Raw genomic sequence first — 26,023 nt, forward strand, 5'->3', positions numbered from 1 at the left:
GATTCTGATATTTCTTTAGGATATAGTGGAATTTTCTCTTCAGCTAATATTATAAGATCTCACGCCCTTATGTTTAGATATGCTTGGTGGTGGTGAGTTTAACTACTGGCTCACGCTTCGTTTCTTCGCATTGAAATAATTAAATTTGACTAGCATTTAATTTTATTTAGATAGTGGGTATCGTGGCCGGGAGAAAGGGATTCGAACCCCTGGAGGTGTTACCCTCAACGGTTTTCAAGACCGCCGCTTTCGACCACTCAGCCATCTCCCGTTATGGAGGCGACACCCGGATTCGAACCGGGGATCAGAGCTTTGCAGGCTCGTGCCTTACCACTTGGCTATGTCGCCTCAAAGTCTAAATTTCATAAGTGTGGTGCCCGAGGCCGGACTTGAACCGGCACGGAAGAAAAATTCCGAGGGATTTTAAGTCCCTTGTGTCTACCAATTCCACCACCCGGGCAGGTGGAGCGGGAAACGAGATTCGAACTCGCGACCCCAACCTTGGCAAGGTTGTGCTCTACCCCTGAGCTATTCCCGCATAAAGTTAAAAGCGAAATTCTAGCAAAATAAACTTAAATAGAGTTTATTTTGCTTTAAGTTATTTGCAAGTAAAGAGTAAATTTGCTCTAGCGTTTAATTCTTCTTTTTTAGTTAAAGGCAATGACACAGCCTCTTTTTCTAAACTTTTCGCACTCATCATCACGCCTTGAAAATTCCTTGCCATACCATTTTGATTAAAACTAAATTCCGTTAAAACGCATTTTTTATTAAGTTTAGCAGAATAAACCTTTTCATACTCATAAGCCTTGTTTAAAAGCTCATCGTTTAACTTTTCTGTTGCGTTTCTTTGCATTTCTTTAGAATAAACCGCCACTAAGGCAGGTGTCGAAACGCCGATAAATTCGCTTTTTGCAACGATGTCATTAAGATCCTTTAAAAAAGCATTAAAGGCGTTTAAATTTTCGCCCTTTATCTCACATTGTAAAGTAGCGTTTAGCCTCTGTCCTTTAGGAATTTTAAGATTATTTTCGTAAGAATAATTTGCCCCTAAACTATAAGCTCCGCCTATGCAAAAATTATCTTTCGCACTTCTTGCTAGAATTTCTTTAAAAATTTGTGAAATTTGCTCCTTTTCTGCCTCGCTTAAATTTGGTGTCGTGCTTAATTTTTCATTTGCCCAAAAATTAATTTCAGTCTCGTAAGTATCGGGCTTTAACTTCGTATAAGCTTCAATTTGTGTGCTAAGTTGCATTGCATTAGAATTCGCTTTTTTACCCAAAAACTCGACATTAAAAACAACTCCCGCCACAAAAAGCAAGAGACACAAAAATCCTACGCCTAAACCCTTAAAAAATGTTAGCATTTTCTTTCCTTAATGTTTATATTTTGATGAATTTTAACAAAAAAATGAAAATTTTTGCTATACTTTTGCCCTCATGCAAAAAGAGATGATAGAAAAATTACAAAAAAATTTACTCAAATGGTATGAAAATAACGGACGCAAAACGCTTCCTTGGAGAAATTTACAAAATGATGTAAATAGAGCTTACGCCGTTTATATTAGTGAAATAATGCTTCAACAAACGCAAGTTAAGGTCGTTTTAGAAAGATTTTATTTCCCTTTTTTACAAAAATTCCCCACGCTTTTAAGCCTTGCAAATGCTAAAGAAGACGAACTTTTAAAGGCTTGGCAGGGGCTTGGTTATTACTCAAGGGCTAGAAATTTAAAAAAGGCAGCAAGGCAGTGTGTGGCGGAATTTGGCGGGCTTTTACCGCGTAAAAAAGACGATTTGCTAAAATTATGCGGAATAGGAGCTTACACTGCTGGGGCGGTGGCTTGCTTTGGTTATGATGCGTGTGAGAGCTTTGTCGATGCGAATATTAGCCGTATTTTAAAACGCCTTTTTGCCTTAGAAAATCCTACGCAAAAAGAGCTTGAATTTAGAGCCAAACTTCTTTTAAACGCAAAAGAACCTTTTAATCATAATCAAGCCCTACTTGATGTGGGCGCCTTACTTTGTCTTCCCAAAAATCCAAAATGTAAGCTTTGTCCGCTAAATGCTTTTTGTAAGGGTAAAAATACGCCTGAACTTTACACAAAAAGCCCTAAAAAATCCTACGAAAATTTAGAACTTGATTTAGTTTTTTTAGAATTTGGAGGTAAATTTGCCCTTGAAAAAAGCACAAAAAAGCTTTATAATGGGCTTTATAATTTCCCTTTTAAAGAGAACTTAAAACCCTATAAAGCAAGGTTTTTAGGGGAATTTAAGCATACTTATACAAAATATAAATTAAAGATTAAAATTTATCATCAAATCTTACAAAAAGAAAATATGGAATTTGAGTTTAAAAGCTTAGAGGAGCTTGAAAATTTAGCCCTTTCAAACCTTTCTTTAAAGGCTTTACAAATCTTTAAGGCTCAAAATGCGTTTTAAAAAAATTTACATAGAATTAAGCGATATTTGCGGACTTAAATGCGAATTTTGCCCTTCTCAAAAAGCACGAAGAGGCGTTTTGTCTTTGCAAGATTTTGAAAAAATTGCTATGCAAATTTGTGAAAGGGCTGAAATTTTTACCTTTCATCTTTTGGGAGACCCTTTGATTTTAGATAATTTAGAGCAGTTTTTAAGCATAGCTAAGGCTTATAAAATGAGACTTGAAATCACAACAAGCGGATTTTATCTCAGTGAGAAAAATCAAAATTTGCTTTTAAATTATGAAAATATCCATCAAATAAATTTTTCTCTTGCTGCTTTTTTTTCGCAAAAAAGGCTCGATTTAAACGCCTATTTAAAGCCTATTTTAAAGCTTTGCGAGAGACATTTTAAGTGTAAAAATTCAAGTTTTATTAATTTAAGATTATGGAATTTTAATATGGATTTTAAAGCACCTAAAGAAAATGAAGCGATTTATGAGCTTTTAAGACGAAGTTTTGAGGGGAAATTTAATTTTCAAATGTCAAAAATTCGCCTTCAAAGGCATATCATATTGCACCAAGCAAGGCGTTTTACTTGGCCTAGTTTAAACGCCCCTTTTATTTCTAAAAAGGGCTTTTGCTACGCTTTAAAAGAGCAGGTGGGGATTTTAAGCGATGGCACACTTGTGCCTTGCTGTTTGGATAGCAGCGGAGCGATTAATTTGGGTAATGTGCTTGAAAATTCCTTTCAAAATCTGCTAGAAACAAAAAAATTTTTAGATTTAAAGCAAGGCTTTGAAAGAGGAGAAAGACTAGAAAATTTATGCCAAAGATGTAAATTTTTTAAGGCGAAAATTTGAAATTTGCTATAATTATGAAAAATATATAAGGACAAAAATGACTTTAAAATATGTCAATGGTGGCGTGATGAGAAAAATCTCAATAATCATTTGATGAGTATTTTACAAAGCCGGAGATTGCCAAAATGCTTTTTGAAAAATAAAAGATGAAGAGGATGAGGACTAAGTTGCGAGTTTTATTGAGCTTGTTTTGCTTTCTTGTGCCTTGGCAATGGACGCTTTTGCCGTATCTTTATGTAAGAGCTTTAGCGTTAAAACTCTTACGCTAAGGCATTATTTTCTTGTTGGATTTATTTTGGTGGCTTTAATACCCGCACTTGGTTTTTTAGTCGGTGTGAGCTTCGCTTTTTTACAGGTTTCACTCACTCTTGCACTTTTTCTTATAGGTAGCATTACTTTTATTTTTGTATTATTGCGTTAAAATAGGCAATTGCTTTGGCACTCATCTTAAAGGTAAGGTGGAATTAGAGTGTGCTAATTTTGCTTGGCTTTAAAATACTTATTTCGCATTTATTTTGGGATTAAATGTCCAGCTCTATCCCTACTGGAGCGTGGTCTGAGCCAAAAATGTCATCTTTGATGAAGGCATTTTTAAGTTTAGATTTTAGCCCCTTTGAGATGAAGAAATAATCAATCCTCCAGCCCACATTTCTTTCTCTAGCCTTCATTCTATAAGACCACCACGAGTATTTTTCTTTAATCTCGCCGTTAATTTCTCTAAAGCTATCAATGAAACCAAGTGCTAATAAATCATCAATCCACGCCCTTTCAATAGGCAAAAAGCCTGAAGTATTGGCATTTGCCTTAGGGTGAGTTAGGTCTATTTCTTTATGAGCGGTATTGACATCGCCGCAGATGATGACTTCTTTTCCTTCTTTTAAAAGCTTATTTAAATAGACTAAAAAATCCGCATAAAATTTCATCTTGTGATTTAAACGAATTTCGTCTTTTTGCCCATTAGGAAAATAAATATTAAAAAGCACGATATTATTGAAATTATGCTCTAAAACCCTCCCCTCATCATCGTCAAAAAATTCGCATTTTTTCGTTTCGCTTTCAAAATTACAAAGACTCATCACGCCAGAATAACCCGCCCTTTTAGCAGAATTAAAATACATATGCTTAAAAGGAAATTCGTAAATTTTTTTAGGGAATTTATCCTCACTCGCCTTAATTTCTTGAAAGCCTATAAAATCAATTTTTTCTTCTCTTAGCCACTCCAAGCCGCCTTTATCACAAATCGCCCTTAAACCGTTAATATTCCACGATAATAATTTCATTTTTATCCTTTTCAAAAGGGCTAATTCTATCAAATTTTGCTAAATATTAATAATAAAAAAATATAATCACGCTCTTTAAGCGGACACTAAAAAGGATAAAATTTGAAAATTTCTTGGTTTCAATTTGTATTTTTAAATACATTTTTAATTGTTTTACTGAATTTTAACGGCTTTATTTTTGTTTATAAAAATTTATCATCCAATCAATTATGGCTAACTTTAGCCCTTATCATCGCTTATGCTTGCTTGGTGCATATGATATTTTGTGTGCTTTTTGTAAGATTTTTAAGCAAATTTTTTTCTATTATTTTGCTGATTACGGCTGGTATGAGTGCTTATTTTATGCAAAGTTATGGGGTTTTAATCGATAGCGATATGCTACGCAATGTTTTTAACACAGATACTAAAGAGGCTTTTGATTTGGTTAATATACCTTTAATTTTGCTTGTTTTGGGGCTTATTATTGTTAGTTTTTTGATTTTAAAAACTACAATTTTTTATCCGCCTTTTAAAAAGCAACTTGGCGTTAGGTTATTAAATATTTTCTTGGCATTTGGAATTTTTTGTGCCGTTTTTTTACCGCTGACTAAAAGCTTTGTGCCGTTTTTTAGAACTTATAGTGAAATGAGAATGTATAATGTGCCTTTTTATCAATTTTACGCCTTGTTTCGCTACTATCAAATTTATCTAGCTCCTAAAGCAGAGCTTAAAATTTTAAGTAATGAAGCTTATAGGGAAAATAATACTACAAAAAGAAACCTAGTGCTTGTCATAGGAGAAACGGCAAGGGCGGCAAATTATTCTCTTGGAGGATATAAAAATCAAACTAATTTGGCAACCCCTCACGAAGGTGTGATATATTTTGACAAAGTTTCAAGCTGCGGCACTTCTACGGCTATAAGTTTGCCTTGTATGTTTTCTGCTTCGAAAAAAAATGATTTTTCCAATAAAACTTATGAGGAAAATTTGCTAGATTTTGTAGATAAAATGGGCGTTAATACGACTTGGCTGGATAATAATTCAGGTGGTTGTCAAGGCGTTTGCCAAAGGCTTAAACAAACGCATATTTTTAAAGAAGAATATGATGGTTTTTTAATCGAAGAGCTTAAAAAAACTTTAACAAATTTAGACACGGCAAATTTTATCATCGTGCATTTGCAAGGATCACACGGACCAGCTTATTGCAAACGCTATCCTAAAGAATTTGAAAAATTTACGCCCACTTGTGATACAAACGAGCTTTCAAAATGCACCCCAGAGCAAATCGCCAATACTTATGATAATACTATACTTTATACAGATTGGGTGGTCGAAGAGATGATTGACGAGCTTAAGATGATTAAAGATTATCAAAACACTCTCATTTACATTTCAGACCACGGCGAGAGTTTGGGAGAAAATGGCATATATTTGCACGGATTACCCTACGCCATAGCACCCAAAACGCAAACGCATATTCCTATGATTCTATGGAGTAATGATGAAAATTTGCAAAACATAGCCCTTAAGCATAGAAATTTAGCTACTTCACACGATAGTATTTTTAGCACGATTTTGGGTTATTTTGAGATTAAAACACCTTTTTATGAAGAAGAATTTGACTTTTTAAATCTTAAATTTGGAGAGAAAAAGTGAAGCCAAAATACTCCTTTTTTGCTAATACAAAATACGCCTTGCAAGGTTTCTTAGCCTTACTTCAATTTGAAAAATCTTTTAAAATAGAGCTTTTTATCATAATCCCCGCTTTGATTTTAAATTATTTTTTACCTCTTACTTTAATGGAGCATCTGTTTTTAGCAGGGGTTTTGGTGCTAATACTCATCACAGAAGCCTTAAATTCGGCGATTGAAGCCTGTGTGGATTTAATCACTAATAAATGGCACGAAAAGGCTAAAATGGCTAAGGATTGCGGAAGTGCGGCTGTGTTTTTTGCTATTATTTTTGCTTTATTTTCTTGGGGGGTGATTTTATTTAAGGTTTTTTATGTGTGAAAATTTTAAAAAAGCTTTAGAAAAAATTCTAGGCAAAAAGCGTTTTGAATTACTTTATTTTCTTTGTGAAAATGCCGATGAAAATGGCTTTGTGATGATTAAAATAAGCGAGTTGGAAAAAAAGCTTGGGCAAAGTAAGCCTACCATTATCGCTTCGTTTAAATTTTTAGAAGAAAAAAAGCTTTTTAAAAGACTTAAAAACGGCTTTTATCAATTAAATTTATAAGTTCTTATCGATAATATTGCAAAGTGTGCCGATTTTTTCGATTTCGCAACGCACTTCATCTTGATCTTTTAAAAATTGCGGCGGATTAAGCCCCATACCCACTCCACTTGGCGTTCCCATTGAGATGATACTTCCAGCCTTTAAACGCATACTGGCACTTAATTCCTCTAAAACATAAGCGATGTCAAAGATGAAATTTTTTGTATTGTCATTTTGTCTAAGTTCGTTATTGACATAGCTTTTAAGTGCGAGTTTGGGAGGGTAATCTATCTCATCAGCACTTATGATGCAAGGACCCATTATAGTGCTACCCTCTAGGCTTTTTGCACGGTAAAACTGCTTATGCTTAGCTTGTAAATCTCTAGCTGAAATTTCATTAATGATAGTATAGCCAAAGATATAATTTTTCGCCTCGTCTGCTTTGATTTTATAAGCGTCCTTAGCCAAAATAAAGGCTAATTCACACTCATAATCAAGCTGATTTGTTACTTCACTATGTAAAGGAATTTTGCCATAAGGCGCACTTGCAAAATTAACCCTTTTGCCAAAATATACGGGGTATTTTCTCTCTTCAAAATTCTCACCCTTAAATTTCGCCGATTCTTTTGCGTGGTCTAAAAAATTAATCCCAAGACAAATAATATCTTGCAAAGGCTCTGTTATAGGGGCTAAAAGCTTTTCTTTTGGCACTTCTATGGCTGGATGTGCATTAAGATCAATAAGCTTATTTTTAAATTCATCATAATGGATAATAAATGCGTTCATATCATTTGTTTTAATACCCAAATGTTTAAAGCAAATGACCTTATTTTCAGCATTTAGCACACCTAAATGCCTTTCGCCGTTCCATAAAAAATGCACAAATTTCATTGTTTAAAAACCTTATCAAGTGGGGGTAAATTTTCTATATAAATGCTTCTACTTGGGAAAGCAAAGCTTAATCCATTTTTCTCTACAATACGCATAAATTCGAGCATTAAAGCTTGTCTAGCATCTCTAAAACCATCTGCTGTAATGGCTTTTGTGTAAAAATAAATTTCGATATTAATACTACTTTCTCCAAAATCACTAAGCCCTACATAACAAGCATTTTTATAGCCCTCAAGGTCGTTAATGGAGACGAGATTTTGTCTATATTTAGCGGAGCTATCGCCGTATTTTAAAGCACTATCTTCAGGGTGAGCGACTAAAGCGCTTGTGCTTAAAAGCTCTTTAAGGTCTTTAACGCAAGCTTCTAATTTTTCAGGAGTAGCGTCATAGCCTACACCCAGATACATTTTAATATGGCGTCCTATGCGTCTTTTGCTCCAGTTTTTGATATTTGCTCCCATAATAATTGAATTTGGTAAAAAAACTAAAGAATTATCAAAGGTTCTAATAGTCGTTTTTCTAAGCCCCGTTTCTACAACCGTGCCTTCCACGCCTGAAACTTCAACCCAATCACCTTGATTAAAGCTATTATCAAATAAAAGCAGTATAGACGCAAAGAAATTTGCGATAATATCTTTTGCCGCTAAGGCTACGGCTAAACCACCAATTCCTAGTGAAGCGATGATGGCTGAAATATTAAAGCCAAGCTGTGCTAGGATAAACAAAAGAGCGATAACGATAATAACAAAATATAAAATTTTAATGATGAGATTGACAACTTCTTTTTTACCGCTTTTTTGGGCAAGTTTTGAGATTAAAACCATACCATAGCCGTCTAAAATAGTCAAAATAAGCCAAGCGATAAAAATCGCATAAATGATGTAAAAGGTATTGCTAAGTCCTAAATTCATAGGCGCTGGATAAAAAGCTATGGTAAGACAAAGACTAATAGCATAAACAACAAGCAAAAAACCCACAGGCTTTTTGATATTTTCTATAAACATCGTTTTAATCTCATCGACATTTGCCCTGCCACGATAAATTAATTTCACAAGAAAAAAATAAACAATGTGAGAGAAAAATCTCCTAAGCGACATAAAAAAGACTAAAACAAGCAAGGATATGACGATTTTACCGACATTAAGAAATTCTATATTAAAAAAAGAATTGATTTTATCAATCCAAATTTGAAGTCCTAAAGCACTAAAGAGATAGTTGCTTTCTAAAAGCCTTGCGTTAGTTCTAAGATATTTTAAAATTTCGCTATATGAGCTAAAGGTATTTTTGATGAGCGTTTCTTTTGTGTTGATTGTTTCAAGCTCTGCTGTGTTTGTGATTTTATCCTTATAAGGAGAAAAATCTGCATTGACAAACATTTGCAAATTTTCCATACTTGCGTCAATAAGCTTAATCATATCCTCGCTACTTGCGGCATTTTTAAATAGCTCCTTAAGCTCAGCAAGTGCCTTATAAAATTCCTCTAAAATTTGTAAATAAAGCAAATCAAGGTCAGCATTAATGTAGATAAAGCTTTGTTTAGGACTTTTATTTTTAAGCTTTTTCAATTCTTCTTTTTTTTGTAAAAAAAGCTCGACATCTTTTTGCTCAACTTCTTGTGAGACGATGATTTCTGGGATTCTTGAAAGAATTTTTTGTTTCTCTTGATTTAATTCATCGATAATTTGTTTATAAGTGCTTGAATTTGTATCGCTTGTTTGAGCGTATTCTTTTATTTTGGTATTTAGCTCGACATAGCTTTGAACGAGATTGAAAAGATTATTTTCTGTTCTTACATTTTTATTATTTTCTGTTAAATCGCTACTTAGAGCAAAAGAAAAAGAAAAAAAAGAAAGAAAGAGTGCTAAAAAGATTTTTTTCATACATTTCTCCTATTTTGAATTAGGGTAAAAATTTTAGCCTTAAAGTCATATTCATAAATTTCACCCGTTTCGATGATGTAATACCACGCATGCACCTCGATTTTCCCTTCATTTAAAGCTTTTTCAACTCCAGGATAAGTAAGGATATTTTGCAAAGAATTGACTAAATTAAGCTTTTCAGTTAGCCAAGAACGCATTGCTAAATCATTGTTAGAAAAAAGTAAAACATCTTTTTTGATAGGCTCTAGCATAGTGAGCCATTTTTTGACATTTGGCACTTTTTCTAACTCTTCTTCACTACTATAAAGAGCGTTACAACCCCCACAATTACTATGCCCACAAACGACAATGTTTTTAATTTGTAAGCTTGTAAGTGCGTATTCTATCGCTGAGGTTGTAGCTAAATAATCCTCTCCTACGCGGTAAGGCGGAACGATATTGGCGATATTTCTTATGACAAAAAGCTCTCCTGGACCTGTATTTGTGATGAGATTAGGGATTACCCTAGAATCAGAACAGCCTATAAAAAGTGTATGAGGATTTTGCTTATTTTTCAAGCTTTCAAAAAGTGCAGAATGCTCCTTAAAGTCTTCTTGCATAAATTTAATCGCACCGCTAATAAGATTTTCCATAATTTTCCCTACCTAAATAAAACTCGATTATAATAAATTTGTGTAAAAGAAAGATTAATTTACTATTTTTTAAAAAAAGTATGCTAAATTTCACAACTTAAAATTTAAGGAGTATATAATGAGTCTTTATGATAGAGATTATTCTAAATCTAGTGCATTTGAAAACACTCGTTCAAGTGAATTAAGCGTTTTTATTAAGCAAACTTACCAGCTTTTTGCCGCTTCACTTCTAGCAGCGACCGTGGGTGCTTATATAGGAATTTTTGCCTTAGCGCAGTTTTTTATGCAATCTCAAATTACATTTTGGATACTTTTTGCGGTCGAGTTAGGCTTACTTTTTGGCTTAATGTATAAGAAAAAAGAAGCTCCGCTTAATCTTATCTTGCTTTTTGCCTTTACCTTTGTTTCAGGGCTTACGCTGACGCCTTTACTTATTTCTGTTTTGGCATTGCCAACGGGTGGAGTGATTGTGGCGCAGGCTTTTGCTTTGACAACGGTAGCTTTTGGGGGACTTAGCATTTTCGCGATGAATACCAAAAAAGACTTTACAATGATGGGTAAAGCTTTATTTATCGTTTTAATAGTCGTTGTGGCAGCGTCTTTACTCAATCTCTTCTTTCAGAGTAGCATTTTAAATTTAGCAGTTTCTGCTGTGGCGGCGATACTTTTTTCATTTTATATCCTTTATGATACGCAAAATATCATACGCGGAAATTACGAAACGCCTATTGAAGGTGCGGTAGCCCTTTATCTTGACTTTGTCAATCTTTTCATTTCTTTACTTAACATTTTAAGAAGTTTTAACAGCCGATAAATTTGCGAGTTTTCTCGCAAATTTTGGGGTTTCAAACTCTTTTCAAGCTTTTTTAGCTACAATGTCAATTTAAATTTTTTATCTTAGGATTTGGTTATGATTACTCTTTTAATTGTTTTGCAATTTGTTATTGTTGTGGTAATTTGTGTTGCTGTTTTATTACAAAAAAGCTCAAGTATAGGACTTGGTGCTTATAGTGGAAGCAATGAGAGTTTGTTTGGTGCGAAAGGTCCTGCTGGTTTTTTGGCAAAATTTACTTTTATAATGGGTCTTTTACTTATCGCAAATACCATAGCTTTAGGCTATCTTTATAATAGTTCTAATAAAAATTCCTTAGCAGAAAAAGTGCAAATTGACTCTAATGCGACTTTACCAAATTTACCAGCAAATATACCAAGTGCGCCGAGTGCTCCACAGCTTCCAAGTGAAGTTAATACAAGCAAATAAGGATTTAAAATGCTAAATGAAATTTATGAAAAGCAAAAAGCTCAAGCGGAAAAGAGTTTAGAGGCTCTAAAAAAGGACTTTACGACCCTAAGAACAGGTAAGGTTAATATCCATATATTAGATCCTATACAAGTGGATTATTATGGAAGTGCAACTCCGCTTAATCAAGTTGCCACAGTGTTAGCAAGTGATGCTTCAACCATTAGCATTACCCCTTGGGAAAAGCCTATGCTAAAGGCTATTGAAAGTGCTATCGCGGCAGCAAATATCGGCGTTAATCCAAACAATGACGGCGAAAGCGTCAAGCTCTTTTTCCCTCCTATGACTAAGGAGCAAAGAGAAGAAAATGTCAAGCATGCTAAGGCTATGGGAGAAAAGGCTAAGGTTTCTATAAGAAATGGCAGAAAAGATGCCAATGATACCATTAAAAAGCTTGAAAAAGATAAGGCTATTTCAGAAGATGAAGCTAAAAAAGCTTATGATGAAGTGCAAAAATTAACCGACCTTTACACACATAAAATTGACGAAAGCGTTAAAGATAAAGAAACGCAACTTTTAAAGGTTTGATGATGAATTTGGAGCAAATTTATAAAGAGTGTGGAGCGTATTTAGAGGGGCATTTTTTGTTAAGTTCTGGCAAACACTCGCAATTTTACCTCCAAAGTGCAAAAGTGCTTGAAAATCCCATTTTAGCAGGAAAATTATGCGAAAATTTAGCTAAAATCATCACTTCTTATAAGATAGAATTTGATAGCATTTGCTCTCCTGCTTTGGGCGGAGTTTTAGCAGGGTATGAATTAGCTAGGGCTAGTAAAAAGCGTTTTATTTTCACAGAAAGAGTCGAGGGAGTGATGACTTTAAGACGAGGCTTTGAAGTGAGAAAGGGCGAAAAATTCATTATTTGTGAAGATATTATCACAACAGGTGGTAGTGCTTTAGAAAGTGCAAAAATTATTGAAAATTTGGGTGGCGAAGTCGTAGCTTACGCAGCTTTGGCAAATCGCGGTTTTTGTGCGGTTCAAAATTTAAATAACGAAAGAAAAGAAAATGCCAAACTTCCTAGCAATTTACCGCTTTTTGCTTTAGGAAATTTTAATTTTGAAATTTATGAGGCACGGCAATGCCCACTTTGTTTGCAAGGAAGTAAAGCGGTTAAACCAGGAAGTCGTGGCAATTAATGAAAACTAAGGCGAGGATTGCGTCAAGGTGGCTTAGGTTCCGTGCTTTTTTAATTGATGTTTTTTTAATTTATGTGCCAATTTTATACGCTTTTTATTTTGTTTTAGGCTCAAAAGAAGCTTTTTTGGCTAGTGTTTTAATACCGCTTTTTTGCACTTTATTTTTTGGTTTTGTGCAAACTATATTTTTAAGTTTAAAGGCGCAAAGTCCCGGACTTAAAGCCTATGAATTGTATTTGATAGACAAAAAAACGGGCAAAAAGGTAAGCTTTTTGCGAATTTTTTTAAGATATTTAATTTTTATTGTTAGTTTTGGTTTATTTTTTGGCTTATTTGTAAGCTTTTTAAGAAAAGATCGTTTAAATTTGCACGATGTTTTAACGCAAACTTGCATAGTTTTGAAAGGGTAAAAATGCAAAGAAAAAGAATTTATAATCCAAATTCAAATGAAAGTTTAGGCGATAGAAAGGTTTTTTCAGGTAATCCGCACGGAATTTTAAATTTCACTAAGGCAAAATACACTTGGGCTTTAAAACTTTGGGATTTAATGGAAGCAAACACTTGGTTTCCTAAAGAAGTCGATACGACAAGAGACGCTCTTGATTACCGCTGTAATTTAACCGCAGCAGAAAAAAGAATGTATGATCTTGTCTGGTCTCAACTCATTTCAATGGATAGTTTTCAAACAAATAATTTAGCCGATAATATTAATCCTTATATCACAGCCCCTGAAATCAACGCTGTCCTAGCACGCCAAGCTTATGAGGAGGCAAATCATTCCAAATCCTATGCTGTAATGGTCGAGGCGATTTGTGATAATACGGATTTAATCTATGAAATGGAAAAGCACGATGCGACTTTAAGGGAAAAAAATGACTTTATTTCAGGCATTTATGAAGAATTAGCAGGTGATGTTGATGATAATAAATTGCTTCTTGCTATGGTGGCAAATCAAATTTTAGAGGGCGTGTATTTTTATAGCGGTTTTACGGCAATTTATGCTCTAGCAAGAGCGGGTAAAATGCTAGGCTCTGCACAAATGATTCGCTTTATACAAAGAGATGAAATTACGCATTTATTATTATTTCAAAATATGATCAATTCTGTGCGTAAAGAAAGACCTGATTTATTTAACGCACAAAATATCGATAAAATTTATTCTATGTTTAAAAGAGCTGGCGAGCTTGAGATTAAGTGGGGTAAATACATCACACAAAATCAAATTATGGGCTTTACGGACGATATTATCGAAGAATATATTCATTATCTAGTCGATCAAAGGCTTATAGCGATTAATTTGGATAGAATTTACAATGCCAAGCATCCGATTAAATGGGTTGATGATTTTTCTAAATTCAATGACCAAAAAAGCAATTTTTTTGAAAGCAAAGTTACAAATTATTCTAAAGGTAGTATCAGTTTTGACGACTTTTAAATATCATCTTCTTTGTGATTTTTATGAATTTACTATGACGCAAGGCTATTTAAAAGAGGGTTTTGCGGACACGATTTGCTATTTTGATATTTTTTTTAGAAAGGCTCCTGATGGAGGGGCTTTTGCTATTTTTGCTGGACTTGAAGATGTTTTAGATTTTGTAGAAAATTTGCATTTTGATGCGGAGGATCTTGCTTTTTTGAGGCAAAAGGGCTTTGATGAGGATTTTTTAAAATATTTGGAGCATTTTAAATTTAGTGGCGAAATTTATTCCGTTAAAGAAGGTGCGGTAATCTTCGCAAATGAACCTGTGATGGTGATTAAAGCTAGGGCTATTGAGGCACAACTTTTAGAAACTTTTTTGCTTTGCACTCTCAATCATCAAAGTCTAATCGCCACTAAGGCAAGTCGCATTGTAAGAGCAGCTAGGGGTAGGGCTGTTTTAGAATTTGGAGCAAGAAGAGCTCACGGTGGCGAGGCAGCACTTAAAGGTGCTAGAGCAGCGATGATAGGCGGATGTTTAGGCACTTCAAATACCCTTGCAGCTAAACTTTATGGATTAAAAACAAGCGGAACTATGGCACATGCTTGGGTGCAAATGTTTGCAGACGAATATGAGGCTTTTAGGGCTTTTGTGAAGCTTTACCCTGAAAATGCAACTTTACTTATTGATACTTATGATTGCTTTTTGGGACTTGAAAATGCGATTAGGGTTTTTAAAGAATTTGGCATTAAAAAGGGGGCTGTGAGGATTGATTCTGGAAATTTATGTGAATTAAGCCTTAAAATTCGTAAAAAACTCGATGAGGCTGGACTTAAAGAGTGTAAAATCATCGCTTCAAATTCTTTGGACGAAAAAAGCATTGAAACCCTACTTCAAAATGGTGCTAAAATTGACGGCTTTGGGGTTGGAGAGCGTTTAATCACGGCTTTTAGCGATGCGATTTTTGGCTGCGTTTATAAGCTTGTGGCGGTGGAGATTAAAGGAGAAATTTATCCCAAAATCAAAATTTCTCAAGACTCTTTCAAAACGACAATTCCACATTTTAAAAAACTTTTTCGCGTTTATGAGGGAGAAAAAGCTTTGTATGATGAGCTTATGATTTATGATGAAGTTTTAGAAAATTTGCCACCGAATTTAAGGCGTGAAGAGCTTTTGAGCTGTGTTTTTAAAGAGGGAAAAAGACTTTATGCAAATAAAAGCATTGAAACATTAGCCCTTTTTACAAAAGCTCAACTTTCAAGCCTTGATGAAGGCTTACTTGATGCGAAAAAAACCTACGAGCTAAGACTTTCTCCTGCTTTGAAAAGTCTTAAAAAAAATCTAAGTCAAGGTTGATTTTTATAAAGGATATTTTTTTCAAATTCGCTAAGGCGTTTGTGTATGCTTCTAAGCTCTGTGATTTTAGTCCAGTTTGTGATGAAAACACTAAAAGAGCTTCTTACTTGGTCAAAAGCATTGTTAATTTGTATTACCACGCCAAGCCCTATGGCTCCAGCAAAAAGTGATGGACCCATTATTAAAAACGGCACGATAACGATGATTTGCTCAAACATTATCAGCCAAATATTAAAATAACCATAATGCAAAAATAGCCTTTTGTAATTGAATTTAAGTCCCGTAAAAAGCTCTATCATCGTCTCGCTTTTAGCATAATCCCTGCGATTATCCTCCGCATAGACAAGCTCTTTTCTAAAGGCGGCTTCTGCTTTTTGATTATTATATTCAAGTCCGGGTAGTTTAATGCCTACAAACCACGATATAATAAGCCCTCCAAGCGAGATAAACAAAGCCACATAAACAAGCAGTCCTTGCATATCTTTTAAAAAATAAAAAATGCTATCTTCACTTAAATTTTTAAAAAGAATTTTGGAAACATCTTCGCTTAAAGTCCATAAAATAGGAATAAAAGCCATTAAAATCATTAAGGATTTCACAAAGGCAAGTCCTAAACTTTCGACTATTTTGGAAAAATTATAGGCATCTTCTTGGATTCTTTGTGAGCTTCCCTCGATATTATCGTCCTTATTTTTCCAAAATTTCAAATAAGCAAAGGTTATAGCCTCACGCCATTTAAAGGTATAAACGCTTGCAAAATAAATACTAAGCGTTGCGATAAAAACATAAGGTAAGGCTATACACAAAAATACAGCGATACTAGAATAAAAATCACTCATCGCATAGGCTTTTTGAGCGGCTATGCTTTTGCTAGAAAAAAAGTATTCGTTTAAAAGCTGGTAGTAAAAAATGGAGGCTTTATTAATGAAATTCGCATTTTCTAAGGCTTTTTGCGCATTTTCGTTAGCAATTTTGGTCGCATTTGCGTCTAAGATTAAAGGGGCGTTTTGGATATTTGGTTTTTGTAAAATATTATAAAAATCTCTATACCACTCGTTAATAGCGACATTAAGGCTTGTTTGTAAATACAAAAAAGCTAAAAGCACAAAAAGTCCCGCATAAGCCCATAAAGCCCATTTTTTAGAGAGAAAAAACGCTGAAAACATCTTAAGCCTTTAAAAAAGATGAGAAATTATAATAAAAATTCGTAATGGTGTTTAGTTTAAATTTGTTACAATAAGCAAAAATTGAATTTAAGGATATGAAATGGCAAATCTTCTTATTATCGGTGCGGGCGGAGTTAGTAGGGTCGCAAGTGTGAAATGTGCGATGAATAGTGATGTTTTCACTAAAATCACTCTCGCAAGTCGCACGAAAAGCAAGTGTGATGCCATAGCCTCTTTTATTAAAGAGCGTTTGGGTGTAAGCGTGGATACAGTGGAAGTCGATGCGGATAATGTCGAAGCAGTGGTTACTTTAATCCAAAAAACTGGGGCGGAAATTTTGCTTAATCTCGCCTTGCCCTATCAGGATTTAAGTCTAATGGACGCTTGTTTGAAAACAGGAATTCACTACATAGACACAGCAAATTATGAGCATCCAGACCTAGCTAAATTTGAATATAAAGAGCAATGGGCAAAAGATGAAAACTTTAAAAAAGCTGGGATTTTAGGACTTTTAGGAAGCGGGTTTGACCCGGGAGTAACTAATGTTTTTTGTGCTTATGCGAAGCAAAATTTGTTTGATGAAATTCACTATATCGATATTTTAGATTGTAATGCAGGGGATCACGGCTATGCTTTTGCGACCAATTTTAACCCAGAAATCAACCTTAGAGAAGTTTCAGCTAAGGGGCGATATTTTGAAAATGGGCAGTGGATAGAAACAGAGCCTATGGCTATTAAAATCGAGTGGGATTATCCAGAAGTAGGCGTAAAGGATAGCTATTTGCTTTATCACGAGGAGCTTGAAAGTTTAGTTAAAAATATCCCAAGTTTGAAAAGAATTCGCTTTTTTATGACCTTTGGACAAAGCTATCTTACTCATATGAAATGCCTTGAAAATGTCGGTATGTTAGGCATTAAACCCGTAAAACATAAGGGAGTAGAAATCGTGCCTATTGAATTTCTTAAAACCCTTTTACCAGACCCCGCCTCTCTTGGAGAAAGAACAAAAGGCTATACGAATATAGGCTGCGTAATAAGGGGCATTAAAGACGGCAAAGATAAGCAAGTTTATATCTATAATGTTTGCAATCACGAGGAGTGTTTTAAAGAAACTCTTTCTCAAGCAGTGAGTTATACCACAGGAGTTCCAGCGATGATAGGTGCAAAGCTTGTAGCGCGTGGAATTTGGAGTGGGGTTGGTGTGAAAAATATGGAGGAATTCGACGCTAAGCCTTTTATGGACGAACTTAATTCACAGGGGCTTCCTTGGAAAATTTTAGAGATGAAGCCTGATTTGGGTGATTGATTTTCTACCATTTTTTAAACGCCACACAAGATTTAGAGCCGATGTTTTTATAAGTGCAGGTGGGGGTTGTAAGGTGGCGTTTTATTTGAGAAAATTTAAATTACGCACTTTTTCTTCCCCCTTTGACTGGCTAGGACTTTATACTTTAAGTGATATTAATGCTTGTTTTGAAGAGGATTTTGCAAATTTTTTCAAAGAATACGAAGAAGTGCCTAGCACCACAAATAAGCGTTGGGTAAGAGATAGGCAAAATGGGATGCGTTCTATGCACGATTTTTCTTTTGAGGAGAGTTTAGAGTGTGACTATGAGCGTTTCATCACGCAAAATATACTCTTATTAATATCCGCCACGATTTAAATTGTAAGGAAATGAAAAAAGTTGAGTTAGAGTGGGGAGAAAAGCTACATTTTATAGAATATCTTTTTAACGATACGCATAAAAAAGGTGAGGCATATAAGAGAGCTTGGCTTGGTAATACTAAGCTTTGGCATAAAATTATGCGTTCTTTAAGCTTGGAAAAAAGGAGTTAGTGCTTATTTTGTAAAATTGACTTAAAATGCTATAATCAAAGCGGAAGATAAGCGACTCTGGTGAGCGCCACTGACTTCAAATCAGATGAAAGGGTAGCTGGCTATTCTTTGGGGAGTTCGATTCTCTCATCTTCTCGCCATAAAAAAGGAAAACGATGAGTAAGGCTGATATAGTCGTAGGAATTCAATGGGGTGATGAGGGTAAAGGTAAAGTAGTCGATAAATTATGTGAAAATTATGATTTTGTATGCCGAAGTGCGGGGGGGCATAATGCTGGGCATACCATTTGGGTCAATGGTGTCCGCTATGCACTTCACTTAATACCATCAGGTGTTTTACATCAAAACTGCATTAATATCATAGGTAATGGCGTAGTTGTTTCGCCTGAGATTTTAATCGCCGAAATGGCACAATTTGACAATCTTAAAGGACGACTTTATATTAGCGATAGGGCGCATTTAAATTTAAAACACCACTCCTTAATAGACTTAGCAAAAGAAAAACTTAAAGGCAAAAACGCCATAGGCACGACAGGCAAGGGTATAGGACCTAGCTATGCAGATAAGATTAACCGCGTAGGACACAGAGTTGCCGAGCTTTTAGAGCCTGAAAAATTATGCGAAAATTTGATGAGAGATTTTGAAAATAATCAAACTTTTTTGGAATTTTTAGGTGTGGAAATTCCAAATCAAGATGAGCTTTTGGTTGATTTAAAGCGTTTTAGTGAAATTTTAACGCCTTATATTACCGATACGACTAGATTGCTTTGGAAGGCATTAGATGAAGATAAAAGGGTGCTTTTAGAGGGGGCGCAAGGCTCTATGCTAGATATTGACCACGGCACTTATCCTTTTGTAACAAGCTCAAATACCATTTCAGCAGGGGCTTTAACGGGACTTGGGCTAAATCCTAAGGAGGCTGGTTCTATCACAGGTATAGTAAAAGCCTATGCGACTCGGGTGGGAAATGGAGCTTTTCCTAGCGAGGATAAGGGCGAAGAGGGAGAGAAAATCGCAAGGATAGGCAAGGAAATAGGCGTTAGCACTGGGCGTAAAAGAAGGTGCGGATGGTTTGACGCTGTGGCAGTAAGATATACAGCAAGGCTTAATGGACTTGATCATTTAGCCTTGATGAAGCTTGATGTTTTGGACGGCTTTGAGAAGGTTAAAATTTGCCGTGCTTATGAGTATGAGGGTGAAGAAATTGACTATATGCCAAGCGATTTAGAAAAAGTTAAGCCCATTTATGAAGAAATTGATGGCTGGGATAAGGTCTTTGGGATACGAGATTTTGACCTGTTGCCGCAAAATGCTAAAAAATATATTGCTAGACTTGAAGAATTAGTCGGCGTAAAGGTAAAGCTCATTTCTACAAGTGCGGAAAGAGATGACACTATCATCTTATGAAAAGCAAATTTAACGCCGTTATCAAGGTCAAAAAACAGCAGTTTGACAAGGCACAAACAGACTTAAACGCCGCCTTGCAAAGGCAAAAAGAAAATGAGAGACTTTTGGGGTTAGCACAGGAGGAGTTGTTAAATTTAGGTTCTTTAAAGGGTCAAATTTCAAGTGAGGAGTTAAGAGCAAATGTTTTTATGGAAGGTGTTGCGAGAGAGGCTTTGGCTAGGGCTAAGGAAAAAGTAGAGCTTTCTCATAAAGAAGTTAATCATTATCAATTTTTATACAAAAAAGCACATTTAGATTATGAAAAGATAAAATATTTGCAAAGTGAAGAGCTTAAGGCTATGCAAAAGGCTATGCAAAAAGCGGAGGAAAAATTCCTCGATGAGCTTGCGATTAGTCGTTTTTTTAAAAAGGATAAAGATGAATAGAAAAATTGTAATTTTAGCACTATTTTTTGGAGTTGTTTTTGCGGAGGATTGTCAGCAATATTTTGAATCAAGAAAGGGAGAGCTAGAAATTCAAACACGCGAATTTGATGAAGCTAGACAAGCTTTAGAGGCTTTTAAAGCTTCTTTTGAAAGCTTACAAAAAGAAAAAATGAACGCTTTAAATCAAAAAGAAGCCGAGGTCAATGCGACTTTAGCTAAGATTGAAAGTTTAAGAGAGGAAAATGAAAGGCTTTTAAAGCAAAATGAGGAAATTTTAAATTCTATCAATAATAAAACAGAGGGTCGCATTAAAGAAATTTATTCTCAAATGAAAGATACGGCTGTGGCAGATGTTTTAAGTCAAATGGACGCTGAAGAGGCTAGTAAAATAATGCTTTCTTTAGAGTCTAGAAAAATTTCAGGCATACTTTCTAAAATGGACCCACAAAAGGCTAGTGAGCTAACTTTACTGCTTCAAAACTTAGACAAAAAAGAAGAAGATAAAAGCGACAATACTACGGAAAATAACGCGAGTAATTAAGGCTTTTATTACCATTTTTTACCGAAAATAAGCTATCATTTCAAATTAAAAATAAAGGTTTAAAGATGCGTATTAAATTTCCACATATCCCCTATATAGCAAATAAAATTATGCTTGATATTAGCCATTCTTCTTTTATAGAGATTAAAGACCAGTTGGAAAAATTAAATTTATGCGTAAAAAATATTTTAGAAGAGGATTTAAATAAAGAAAAAAAATTAGACGAAAGAGCGAGAGAATTGCTTGAAAAGCAAGAAGATGAAATGGAACTTATGCAAGTTGATAGAAAAAATATGTTTTGGCTTGTGAAGCGAAAGTTGGCTGCTGAATATGATGTGATTTTAGATAAAGAGGAAAGACACAGTCGCCTTTCTCATCAAATTTTAAATGCACTTGTTGAAAATGATTATATTAATTTCATTGTGAGTGAAAATAGGGTAAAAAATCTCATTTTTTCAAGCATTGAAGATTATTTAAAAATTTATGAAACAATCGAAGATGATGTTTATGATAAGATTAGTAATTATAAAAATAAGCCCGTGCCAGGAAGTGAAGAATATGAGCTTATCTTTGAAAAGCTTTACCAAGAAGAGCTTAGAAAAAAGGGTATGTTTTGAAGGCTTATATTTATTTAGAAAACGATGTCTTTTTAAGTGCTAGGGCTTTTGGCTGTGGGGGGACCTTTTTGGGAGAGCTTGTTTTTAATACCTCGATGAGTGGTTATCAAGAGATAATTTCAGACCCTTCTTATGCAGGGCAATTCATCGTCTTTTCTATGCCAGAAATCGGCATAGTCGGCACAAATGAGGACGATGACGAGAGCAAGGATATTTTTGCGAGTGGAATTTTGGTGCGTGAGTTTAGCTCCACTTTTTCTAATTATAGAGCAAAGGAAAGTTTAGATACTTATCTTAAAAAGCATCAAAAAATAGGAATTTGTGATATAGATACGCGTTTTTTGGTTAAACTCATACGAGATAGCGGAAATTTAAGAGCCATTGTTTCGACAGAAATTTCAAATAAAGAGGACCTTAAAGAAAAGCTTTTGGCAAGTAAAAAGATCGATGAGGTGAATTTTGTCAAAGAAGTTTCGACTAAAAAGCCCTATAAACACGAGCAAGGCGTATGGAACGGCAAAACTTATAATGAGCCTAAAAAAGCAAAGAAAAAAATCGCCGTAATTGATTATGGTGTTAAAAGAAATATTTTAAACGAACTTGTGGATGCAAATTTGGCTGTCGAAGTTTTCCCTTACAATGTGAAAGCACAAGAATTAATCACTCTTTTTAAAAAGGGTGAAATTCACGGCGTTTTTCTCTCTAATGGTCCGGGTGAGCCTAAAATTTTAAAAAATGAAATTGCAGAGATTAGAAAACTTGCAGAAGCTAAAATTCCAATGCTTGGCATTTGTTTAGGACACCAGCTTTTAAGTAATGCCTTTGGTTATGAAACTTATAAGATGAAATTCGGTCAGCACGGAGCAAATCACCCTGTGATTAATTTAGAAAATAAAAAAGTCGAAATTACCGCACAAAATCATAATTATAATGTCCCAGAAGAACTTTGTGAAGTTGCGGTTATTACGCATAGAAATTTATTTGGCGATAATGTCGAGGGCGTGAGATATAAAGACTATCCCATTATTTCCGTGCAGCATCACCCAGAAAGCTCCTCAGGTCCTCATGAGAGTAAATATATCTTTAAAGAATTTGCGAATTTGCTTTGAGTGAAATCATTAGCATTATATCCATAGCCTTTTTGTCGAGCTTTAGCCATTGCTATGCGATGTGCGGGGGATTTAATCTCGCTTTTTTAAAGATAAGCTCCAAGGCTAAAAATCCTTTTTTATTAAATTTATCTTATCATTTATCGCGTATTTTTGCTTATGTTTTACTTGGAATTTTGTGTGGAATTTTTGGTTCTTTACTTGCTTTTAATGCAAAAATTCAAAGTTTTAGTTTTTTTGTTTTGGGTATTTTTGTGAGTATTTTGGGTTTAGCCTTATTTTTCAAAGGACAGATTTTAAATTTTTTAGAAAGAAATATTTTGTGGGAGCTTTTTTTCTCAAAACTTGCTAAAAAAGCTCTTCATTTTAAAGGCTTTAAGGGTGCTTTGATTTTAGGTTTTTGTAATGGTTTTGTGCCTTGTGGTTTGGTTTATTTTTTCTTAGCTAGTGCTTTAAGTCAGTCAAGCATTATCGATTCTACTTTAATTATGCTTATTTTCGGGCTTTCTACCTTGCCCGCTTTACTTTTTTTCACTTATGTTTCAAATTATATTAAAGAGCGTTTTAGCCACCTTTTTTCAGCTCTTTCGTCCATTTTGATAGTAGGGTATGGAATTTATCTTGCTTTTATGGGATTTAAGGGCTTTATGTGAGTTTAAAGCTTAAGCGGTGAAGCTTACAAGCTCCGTATTTTGCTATGCTTTCTCTATGTGCTTTTGTGCCGTAGGCTTTATGAATTTCAAAGCCATATTGTGGGTATTTTAAGGCTAAAAATTGCATCACCTTATCTCTGCTAACCTTAGCTAAAATGCTAGCCGCACTTACTTCGGCGATAAGGCTATCAGCCTTGATTAAATTTTCTACACCTAAAACACCGTAATTTGTATTGCCGTCAAAAATTTTTCTTTGCTTTTCAAAATGCAAATGAATGATCTCAAGTCCTCTTTGCAGACACTTACTAAGCCCTAGCGTGTCAATTTGGGCGTTTGAAAAGGCGAAAATGAGATAATTTGAATTTAAGATAATTTCATTATAAAGTTTTTCACGCTTTTTTTCACTTAATTTTTTGGAATCTTTAAGCTCATTAAGGGGCTTTAAAAGCTCACAAGCCGCCATAAATAAAGGTCCAGCTAAAGCTCCTCGCCCCGCCTCATCGATACCAACAAGCATTAGCCTAAAAATTCTCTTTTAAAATACTCTTTTGGCGCTTTACATAAAGGACAGGCTGCTGGAGCTTTTTTGCCACGATGAATATGTCCGCACACTTCGCAAACCCATAATTCTTCAACTTCGCTATTAAAAAATTCCTCTTCTTCAAGCATTTTTTTAAGGGCTAAATACTCCCTTTCGTGCTCTATCTCCACTTTACCTATGGCTGTAAAAAGCCTAGCGATAGCCTTTTTACCCTCATCTTCTGCGATTTTTGCAAAATTAGGATACATTATAGTATGCTCGTAATTTTCCCCTTCAGCCGCACAAACGAGATTTTTAGTCGTGATGTCTAAAGCCTTACCATCGACTAATTCGTGATAAGCCTTAAATTCCGCTCTAGCGTGCCATTTTTCATTTTCTGCGGCTTCTCTAAAATGCCTTGCCACAGCGTGCCAGCCTTCTTCTTCGGCGATATCGGCAAAAAGATCATATTTGTTTCTTGCCATTGACTCACCTGCGAAAGCTTTCATTAAATTTATGGCAGTTAAATCTTTCGTAATGCACTGCATAGGCTCATTACAGCAAGTTAAAGTTCCACCACCTACATTTTGCACCTCAACCTCATTGCCACATTTTTGGCATCGATAAGTTTCATATTGTCTCATTTTGTGTCCTTTTTGATTTTCATTTTAATTCTTTTTTGAGAATCGAAAAATTATAGTGCAAAAGATTTTATGTGTCAATAAGTCCTATTTTAGGACTTATTTTTTCATATTAATGGCTTTTTGTATCATTTGATCGCTTGTAGTGATGCTTTTAGAGCTTGCATCAAAAGCCCTTTGTGTAACGATAAGATTAGAAAGCTCCATACTTAAATTGACATTAGACTGCTCTAAAAAGCCTCCTTTAAATTTAGCAGTATTGACAATTTCCCCATCTTTCATTATAAAACTTGCCTCGCCACTATTTCCCGTAGCCGCGAAGATATTATCTCCCATAGCCATTAAGCCTTGTTCGTTGATGAAGTTATAAAGGGCGATTTTGCCGACTATTGTGGTTTGTCCATTGCTAAATTGAGCGATTAACTCACCTCCATCGCCTATTCTGTATTGGTCGAAAAATCCTTCCGCTATGCCATCGTGTCTTGTGATGACATTTTTTTCTTTTCCCGCTTGAACATAAATTCCACTATAACCACTTCCTGCTATATTAGGATCATAAGGCGTTCCTAGATCAATGTTAATCATTCCTCCTTCAGGGTTATTAACGCTTTTAATGTCATTGCTTAATAAGGCTCCGTGTTGATTAAAGGTCATACTTCCTTCAGTTGGCTCTCCTACCGCTTCGCCTTTAGCATTGTAAATTTGTGCGCTTGCTTTATATACCATAGTATCGCCTACTTGAGGCAAAATTCTCTCTAAAGTCAGTCTTAGTGTGCTTTTGCTCCCATCAGCGTTATAAATTGGAGCTTCTAAAATGTCCTTATTTGCCTTTTGCTGTTCCGTGCTAATTTGTGCGGATTCAAGCTTGATAGAGTCGGTATCTAAACCCTTTAAGTCAAGCTCTTTACTAACAAAATTTAAATCCTTATCCAAAGTCGCTTCAAAGCTTTGTTTAACGCTATTTTTATCAATGAAATTAAGCAAAATTCTATCATTTTCCTTAGCACTAAAAACCTCATTTTTACTTACACTTCCGCTGACTTTAAATTTTCCATCTGGTGTTTTTTCCACTTTAAAATTGTTAGGATTTAAATCGATGGTTACAACTTCAGTTTTTGTGTTGGTATTTAAATTTCCCTTCCACTGCACATTTTGCGTAACTTTTGGAGGAAGATACATATTTATAGGCACTTGTAAAGCTCCTTGTGAACCTGTGGTGCCTAAAGTAAATTTGTCATTAGAATTTACCGTAAAGCCATTATTAACGGGTGTTCCTGTGTTTAAGTAATCGCCCATAAGCCCTGCTACTCTATCGCTATATGTTATACCCTGAAAGGCTGGATTCATCGTGCCTAACACAAAATTTCCATAAGAATCTACCAAATGCCCATTTGCATCGCGTTTAAAAGCCCCATTTCTAGTGTAATAAGGCATACCATCAGCACCCAAAACACCAAAAAAGCCCTTTCCTTGCAAAGCCACATCAAATTCCCCCTCACTTGCCACAGGAGAGCCTTGTTCAAAAACTAGTTTTGAAGAAGCTTGCGTTGAACCATATCCTCCTTGAGCTGGGTTAGTTGATTGCGAAGTGATAGTGCTATAAAAAATGTCCTTAAATTCAGCATTAGAATACTTAAAGCCTGTGGTATTGACATTTGCTATATTATTCGCACTGATGTCAATACCAAAACTATTTGTTTTAACACCACTTATTCCGTTATAAAATGCACCCATCATTGC

At 35.0% G+C, this 26,023-nt stretch carries 30 protein-coding genes, 5 tRNA genes and 1 pseudogene; 23 read left to right on the forward strand and 13 right to left on the reverse strand.

The window, feature by feature from the left end:
• Window positions 1-183: 183 nt before the first annotated feature.
• The 5 genes from NYG92_RS05480 to NYG92_RS05500 all read right to left on the reverse strand — a co-directional run bounded on the left by NYG92_RS05480 (window position 184) and on the right by NYG92_RS05500 (window position 1,363).
• Window positions 184-271 (reverse strand) — tRNA-Ser (locus tag NYG92_RS05480).
• Window positions 272-274: 3 nt separating this feature from the next.
• Window positions 275-348: transfer RNA gene (locus tag NYG92_RS05485), tRNA-Cys, on the reverse strand.
• Window positions 349-371: 23 nt separating this feature from the next.
• A tRNA-Leu gene (locus tag NYG92_RS05490) sits at window positions 372-460 on the reverse strand.
• A 3-nt stretch (window positions 461-463) separates the two neighbouring features.
• Window positions 464-538 (reverse strand) — tRNA-Gly (locus tag NYG92_RS05495).
• 60 nt (window positions 539-598) lie between these two features.
• On the reverse strand, window positions 599-1,363 hold the full coding sequence (locus NYG92_RS05500; protein WP_289233769.1) for a hypothetical protein: 765 nt from the start codon (window positions 1,361-1,363) through the stop codon (window positions 599-601).
• 73 nt (window positions 1,364-1,436) lie between these two features.
• Here NYG92_RS05500 and mutY point away from each other — a divergent pair, with 73 nt between their 5' ends.
• The 3 genes and pseudogenes from mutY (at window position 1,437) to NYG92_RS05515 (ending at window position 3,801) form a co-directional block, all read left to right on the forward strand.
• Window positions 1,437-2,435 carry an A/G-specific adenine glycosylase gene (mutY, locus tag NYG92_RS05505; RefSeq protein ID WP_289233770.1) on the forward strand — a complete coding sequence of 333 codons (999 nt, stop codon included), beginning with the start codon at window positions 1,437-1,439 and terminating at the stop codon, window positions 2,433-2,435.
• Window positions 2,425-3,276, forward strand: coding sequence for a radical SAM/SPASM domain-containing protein (locus NYG92_RS05510; RefSeq protein ID WP_270977440.1), 852 nt, complete (start codon window positions 2,425-2,427; stop codon window positions 3,274-3,276). Before mutY ends, NYG92_RS05510 begins: the two co-directional genes overlap by 11 nt.
• Window positions 3,277-3,487: 211 nt before the next feature.
• A pseudogene (locus NYG92_RS05515) lies at window positions 3,488-3,801 on the forward strand (manganese efflux pump).
• On the opposite strand, the gene NYG92_RS05520 reads toward NYG92_RS05515, so the two are convergent.
• Window positions 3,798-4,556 carry an exodeoxyribonuclease III gene (locus NYG92_RS05520; protein WP_289233771.1) on the reverse strand — a complete coding sequence of 253 codons (759 nt, stop codon included), beginning with the start codon at window positions 4,554-4,556 and terminating at the stop codon, window positions 3,798-3,800. The pseudogene NYG92_RS05515 and the gene NYG92_RS05520 overlap by 4 nt on opposite strands.
• Before the next feature lie 102 nt (window positions 4,557-4,658).
• Here NYG92_RS05520 and NYG92_RS05525 point away from each other — a divergent pair, with 102 nt between their 5' ends.
• From NYG92_RS05525 to NYG92_RS05535, 3 genes are read left to right on the forward strand one after another with little or no spacing between them, the layout of a single operon-like run.
• Complete coding sequence (locus tag NYG92_RS05525) at window positions 4,659-6,191, forward strand: phosphoethanolamine transferase (RefSeq protein WP_289233772.1); 1,533 nt, start codon at window positions 4,659-4,661, stop codon at window positions 6,189-6,191.
• Entirely contained in the window at window positions 6,188-6,547 is a 360-nt protein-coding gene (locus NYG92_RS05530) for a diacylglycerol kinase (RefSeq protein ID WP_027304403.1), read from the forward strand. The genes NYG92_RS05525 and NYG92_RS05530 overlap by 4 nt, the downstream gene beginning before the upstream one ends.
• Window positions 6,540-6,773, forward strand: a complete 234-nt coding sequence (locus tag NYG92_RS05535) for a replication/maintenance protein RepL (protein WP_004276620.1) — start codon at window positions 6,540-6,542, stop codon at window positions 6,771-6,773. Before NYG92_RS05530 ends, NYG92_RS05535 begins: the two co-directional genes overlap by 8 nt.
• On the opposite strand, the gene NYG92_RS05540 is transcribed toward NYG92_RS05535, so the two are convergent.
• The 3 genes from NYG92_RS05540 to NYG92_RS05550 are packed head-to-tail and all read right to left on the reverse strand — an operon-like array spanning window position 6,768 to window position 10,155.
• Window positions 6,768-7,643: a fumarylacetoacetate hydrolase family protein gene (locus NYG92_RS05540; RefSeq protein WP_289233773.1), complete on the reverse strand. Its 876-nt coding sequence runs from the start codon at window positions 7,641-7,643 to the stop codon at window positions 6,768-6,770. The two genes, NYG92_RS05535 and NYG92_RS05540, sit on opposite strands and share 6 nt — an antisense overlap.
• The gene (locus NYG92_RS05545; protein WP_289233774.1) at window positions 7,640-9,523 is read right to left on the reverse strand and encodes a mechanosensitive ion channel family protein; all 1,884 of its coding nucleotides are present in this window, start codon (window positions 9,521-9,523) and stop codon (window positions 7,640-7,642) included. The genes NYG92_RS05540 and NYG92_RS05545 overlap by 4 nt, the downstream gene beginning before the upstream one ends.
• Entirely contained in the window at window positions 9,520-10,155 is a 636-nt protein-coding gene (locus tag NYG92_RS05550) for a carbonic anhydrase (RefSeq protein WP_004276623.1), read from the reverse strand. Before NYG92_RS05550 ends, NYG92_RS05545 begins: the two co-directional genes overlap by 4 nt.
• Window positions 10,156-10,273: 118 nt before the next feature.
• Between NYG92_RS05550 and NYG92_RS05555 the strand changes: the two genes are divergently transcribed.
• From NYG92_RS05555 to NYG92_RS05585, 7 genes are all read left to right on the forward strand, one after another.
• Complete coding sequence (locus NYG92_RS05555) at window positions 10,274-10,969, forward strand: Bax inhibitor-1/YccA family protein (protein WP_257434956.1); 696 nt, start codon at window positions 10,274-10,276, stop codon at window positions 10,967-10,969.
• Between the two features lie 96 nt (window positions 10,970-11,065).
• Window positions 11,066-11,416: a preprotein translocase subunit SecG gene (secG, locus tag NYG92_RS05560; protein ID WP_289233775.1), complete on the forward strand. Its 351-nt coding sequence runs from the start codon at window positions 11,066-11,068 to the stop codon at window positions 11,414-11,416.
• Between the two features lie 9 nt (window positions 11,417-11,425).
• A complete protein-coding gene (gene frr / locus NYG92_RS05565; RefSeq protein WP_027304396.1) occupies window positions 11,426-11,983 on the forward strand; it encodes a ribosome recycling factor in 558 nt (185 codons plus the stop codon).
• 2 nt (window positions 11,984-11,985) lie between these two features.
• On the forward strand, window positions 11,986-12,594 hold the full coding sequence (gene pyrE / locus NYG92_RS05570) for an orotate phosphoribosyltransferase (protein ID WP_289233802.1): 609 nt from the start codon (window positions 11,986-11,988) through the stop codon (window positions 12,592-12,594).
• Entirely contained in the window at window positions 12,594-13,004 is a 411-nt protein-coding gene (locus NYG92_RS05575) for an RDD family protein (RefSeq protein ID WP_289233776.1), read from the forward strand. The genes pyrE and NYG92_RS05575 overlap by 1 nt, the downstream gene beginning before the upstream one ends.
• A gap of 2 nt (window positions 13,005-13,006) precedes the next feature.
• Window positions 13,007-14,029, forward strand: coding sequence for a ribonucleotide-diphosphate reductase subunit beta (locus tag NYG92_RS05580; protein WP_270977431.1), 1,023 nt, complete (start codon window positions 13,007-13,009; stop codon window positions 14,027-14,029).
• Window positions 13,935-15,368: a nicotinate phosphoribosyltransferase gene (locus tag NYG92_RS05585; RefSeq protein ID WP_289233777.1), complete on the forward strand. Its 1,434-nt coding sequence runs from the start codon at window positions 13,935-13,937 to the stop codon at window positions 15,366-15,368. The genes NYG92_RS05580 and NYG92_RS05585 overlap by 95 nt, the downstream gene beginning before the upstream one ends.
• On the opposite strand, the gene NYG92_RS05590 is transcribed toward NYG92_RS05585, so the two are convergent.
• Window positions 15,359-16,534, reverse strand: a complete 1,176-nt coding sequence (locus tag NYG92_RS05590; RefSeq protein ID WP_289233778.1) for a putative transporter — start codon at window positions 16,532-16,534, stop codon at window positions 15,359-15,361. The genes NYG92_RS05585 and NYG92_RS05590 overlap by 10 nt on opposite strands.
• A 100-nt stretch (window positions 16,535-16,634) precedes the next feature.
• On the opposite strand from NYG92_RS05590, the gene NYG92_RS05595 reads away from it, so the two are divergent.
• The 10 genes from NYG92_RS05595 to NYG92_RS05640 all read left to right on the forward strand — a co-directional run bounded on the left by NYG92_RS05595 (window position 16,635) and on the right by NYG92_RS05640 (window position 23,122).
• Window positions 16,635-17,840, forward strand: a complete 1,206-nt coding sequence (locus NYG92_RS05595; protein ID WP_289233779.1) for a saccharopine dehydrogenase family protein — start codon at window positions 16,635-16,637, stop codon at window positions 17,838-17,840.
• Window positions 17,833-18,198 carry a DUF1796 family putative cysteine peptidase gene (locus tag NYG92_RS05600; RefSeq protein ID WP_289233780.1) on the forward strand — a complete coding sequence of 122 codons (366 nt, stop codon included), beginning with the start codon at window positions 17,833-17,835 and terminating at the stop codon, window positions 18,196-18,198. The genes NYG92_RS05595 and NYG92_RS05600 overlap by 8 nt, the downstream gene beginning before the upstream one ends.
• Before the next feature lie 11 nt (window positions 18,199-18,209).
• A complete protein-coding gene (locus tag NYG92_RS05605; protein ID WP_250325235.1) occupies window positions 18,210-18,371 on the forward strand; it encodes a hypothetical protein in 162 nt (53 codons plus the stop codon).
• Window positions 18,372-18,413: 42 nt separating this feature from the next.
• Window positions 18,414-18,511, forward strand: a tRNA-Sec gene (locus tag NYG92_RS05610).
• Window positions 18,512-18,526: 15 nt separating this feature from the next.
• A complete protein-coding gene (locus NYG92_RS05615; protein WP_289233781.1) occupies window positions 18,527-19,777 on the forward strand; it encodes an adenylosuccinate synthase in 1,251 nt (416 codons plus the stop codon).
• Entirely contained in the window at window positions 19,774-20,202 is a 429-nt protein-coding gene (locus NYG92_RS05620) for a flagellar export protein FliJ (protein ID WP_270977424.1), read from the forward strand. Before NYG92_RS05615 ends, NYG92_RS05620 begins: the two co-directional genes overlap by 4 nt.
• Entirely contained in the window at window positions 20,195-20,743 is a 549-nt protein-coding gene (locus NYG92_RS05625; RefSeq protein ID WP_004276087.1) for a MotE family protein, read from the forward strand. The genes NYG92_RS05620 and NYG92_RS05625 overlap by 8 nt, the downstream gene beginning before the upstream one ends.
• A 65-nt stretch (window positions 20,744-20,808) precedes the next feature.
• Entirely contained in the window at window positions 20,809-21,360 is a 552-nt protein-coding gene (locus NYG92_RS05630; protein ID WP_027304388.1) for a DUF507 family protein, read from the forward strand.
• On the forward strand, window positions 21,357-22,469 hold the full coding sequence (gene carA / locus NYG92_RS05635) for a glutamine-hydrolyzing carbamoyl-phosphate synthase small subunit (protein WP_289233782.1): 1,113 nt from the start codon (window positions 21,357-21,359) through the stop codon (window positions 22,467-22,469). The genes NYG92_RS05630 and carA overlap by 4 nt, the downstream gene beginning before the upstream one ends.
• Window positions 22,466-23,122, forward strand: a complete 657-nt coding sequence (locus tag NYG92_RS05640; RefSeq protein WP_270977420.1) for a sulfite exporter TauE/SafE family protein — start codon at window positions 22,466-22,468, stop codon at window positions 23,120-23,122. The genes carA and NYG92_RS05640 overlap by 4 nt, the downstream gene beginning before the upstream one ends.
• On the opposite strand, the gene rnhB is transcribed toward NYG92_RS05640, so the two are convergent.
• The 3 genes from rnhB to NYG92_RS05655 form a co-directional block, all read right to left on the reverse strand.
• Window positions 23,115-23,639, reverse strand: a complete 525-nt coding sequence (rnhB, locus tag NYG92_RS05645) for a ribonuclease HII (protein ID WP_270960787.1) — start codon at window positions 23,637-23,639, stop codon at window positions 23,115-23,117. The genes NYG92_RS05640 and rnhB overlap by 8 nt on opposite strands.
• A complete protein-coding gene (locus NYG92_RS05650) occupies window positions 23,639-24,286 on the reverse strand; it encodes a ferritin family protein (protein WP_027304384.1) in 648 nt (215 codons plus the stop codon). Before NYG92_RS05650 ends, rnhB begins: the two co-directional genes overlap by 1 nt.
• Window positions 24,287-24,382: 96 nt before the next feature.
• Window positions 24,383-26,020, reverse strand: a complete 1,638-nt coding sequence (locus NYG92_RS05655) for a flagellar hook-basal body complex protein (protein WP_289233783.1) — start codon at window positions 26,018-26,020, stop codon at window positions 24,383-24,385.
• Window positions 26,021-26,023 lie beyond the last annotated feature (3 nt).

This window comes from Campylobacter felis (assembly GCF_030250085.1).
GTDB classification, from domain to species: Bacteria; Campylobacterota; Campylobacteria; order Campylobacterales; family Campylobacteraceae; genus Campylobacter_D; species Campylobacter_D upsaliensis.

Bases quoted from the DNA above. Each gene is read 5' to 3' on its own strand.
- NYG92_RS05605 (WP_250325235.1), top strand. From the start codon at position 18,210: ATGAAAAAAGTTGAGTTAGAGTGGGGAGAAAAGCTACATTTTATAGAA.
- NYG92_RS05575 (WP_289233776.1), top strand. From the start codon at position 12,594: ATGAAAACTAAGGCGAGGATTGCGTCAAGGTGGCTTAGGTTCCGTGCT.
- mutY (WP_289233770.1), top strand. From the start codon at position 1,437: ATGCAAAAAGAGATGATAGAAAAATTACAAAAAAATTTACTCAAATGG.
- NYG92_RS05650 (WP_027304384.1), bottom strand. From the start codon at position 24,286: ATGAGACAATATGAAACTTATCGATGCCAAAAATGTGGCAATGAGGTT.
- NYG92_RS05580 (WP_270977431.1), top strand. From the start codon at position 13,007: ATGCAAAGAAAAAGAATTTATAATCCAAATTCAAATGAAAGTTTAGGC.
- pyrE (WP_289233802.1), top strand. From the start codon at position 11,986: ATGAATTTGGAGCAAATTTATAAAGAGTGTGGAGCGTATTTAGAGGGG.
- frr (WP_027304396.1), top strand. From the start codon at position 11,426: ATGCTAAATGAAATTTATGAAAAGCAAAAAGCTCAAGCGGAAAAGAGT.
- NYG92_RS05655 (WP_289233783.1), bottom strand. From the start codon at position 26,020: ATGATGGGTGCATTTTATAACGGAATAAGTGGTGTTAAAACAAATAGT.
- NYG92_RS05550 (WP_004276623.1), bottom strand. From the start codon at position 10,155: ATGGAAAATCTTATTAGCGGTGCGATTAAATTTATGCAAGAAGACTTT.
- NYG92_RS05590 (WP_289233778.1), bottom strand. From the start codon at position 16,534: ATGTTTTCAGCGTTTTTTCTCTCTAAAAAATGGGCTTTATGGGCTTAT.
- NYG92_RS05585 (WP_289233777.1), top strand. From the start codon at position 13,935: ATGATTTTTCTAAATTCAATGACCAAAAAAGCAATTTTTTTGAAAGCA.
- NYG92_RS05615 (WP_289233781.1), top strand. From the start codon at position 18,527: ATGAGTAAGGCTGATATAGTCGTAGGAATTCAATGGGGTGATGAGGGT.
- NYG92_RS05520 (WP_289233771.1), bottom strand. From the start codon at position 4,556: ATGAAATTATTATCGTGGAATATTAACGGTTTAAGGGCGATTTGTGAT.
- NYG92_RS05555 (WP_257434956.1), top strand. From the start codon at position 10,274: ATGAGTCTTTATGATAGAGATTATTCTAAATCTAGTGCATTTGAAAAC.
- NYG92_RS05620 (WP_270977424.1), top strand. From the start codon at position 19,774: ATGAAAAGCAAATTTAACGCCGTTATCAAGGTCAAAAAACAGCAGTTT.
- NYG92_RS05535 (WP_004276620.1), top strand. From the start codon at position 6,540: ATGTGTGAAAATTTTAAAAAAGCTTTAGAAAAAATTCTAGGCAAAAAG.
- NYG92_RS05625 (WP_004276087.1), top strand. From the start codon at position 20,195: ATGAATAGAAAAATTGTAATTTTAGCACTATTTTTTGGAGTTGTTTTT.
- NYG92_RS05510 (WP_270977440.1), top strand. From the start codon at position 2,425: ATGCGTTTTAAAAAAATTTACATAGAATTAAGCGATATTTGCGGACTT.
- NYG92_RS05500 (WP_289233769.1), bottom strand. From the start codon at position 1,363: ATGCTAACATTTTTTAAGGGTTTAGGCGTAGGATTTTTGTGTCTCTTG.
- NYG92_RS05595 (WP_289233779.1), top strand. From the start codon at position 16,635: ATGGCAAATCTTCTTATTATCGGTGCGGGCGGAGTTAGTAGGGTCGCA.
- rnhB (WP_270960787.1), bottom strand. From the start codon at position 23,639: ATGCTTGTTGGTATCGATGAGGCGGGGCGAGGAGCTTTAGCTGGACCT.
- secG (WP_289233775.1), top strand. From the start codon at position 11,066: ATGATTACTCTTTTAATTGTTTTGCAATTTGTTATTGTTGTGGTAATT.
- NYG92_RS05545 (WP_289233774.1), bottom strand. From the start codon at position 9,523: ATGAAAAAAATCTTTTTAGCACTCTTTCTTTCTTTTTTTTCTTTTTCT.
- NYG92_RS05540 (WP_289233773.1), bottom strand. From the start codon at position 7,643: ATGAAATTTGTGCATTTTTTATGGAACGGCGAAAGGCATTTAGGTGTG.
- NYG92_RS05630 (WP_027304388.1), top strand. From the start codon at position 20,809: ATGCGTATTAAATTTCCACATATCCCCTATATAGCAAATAAAATTATG.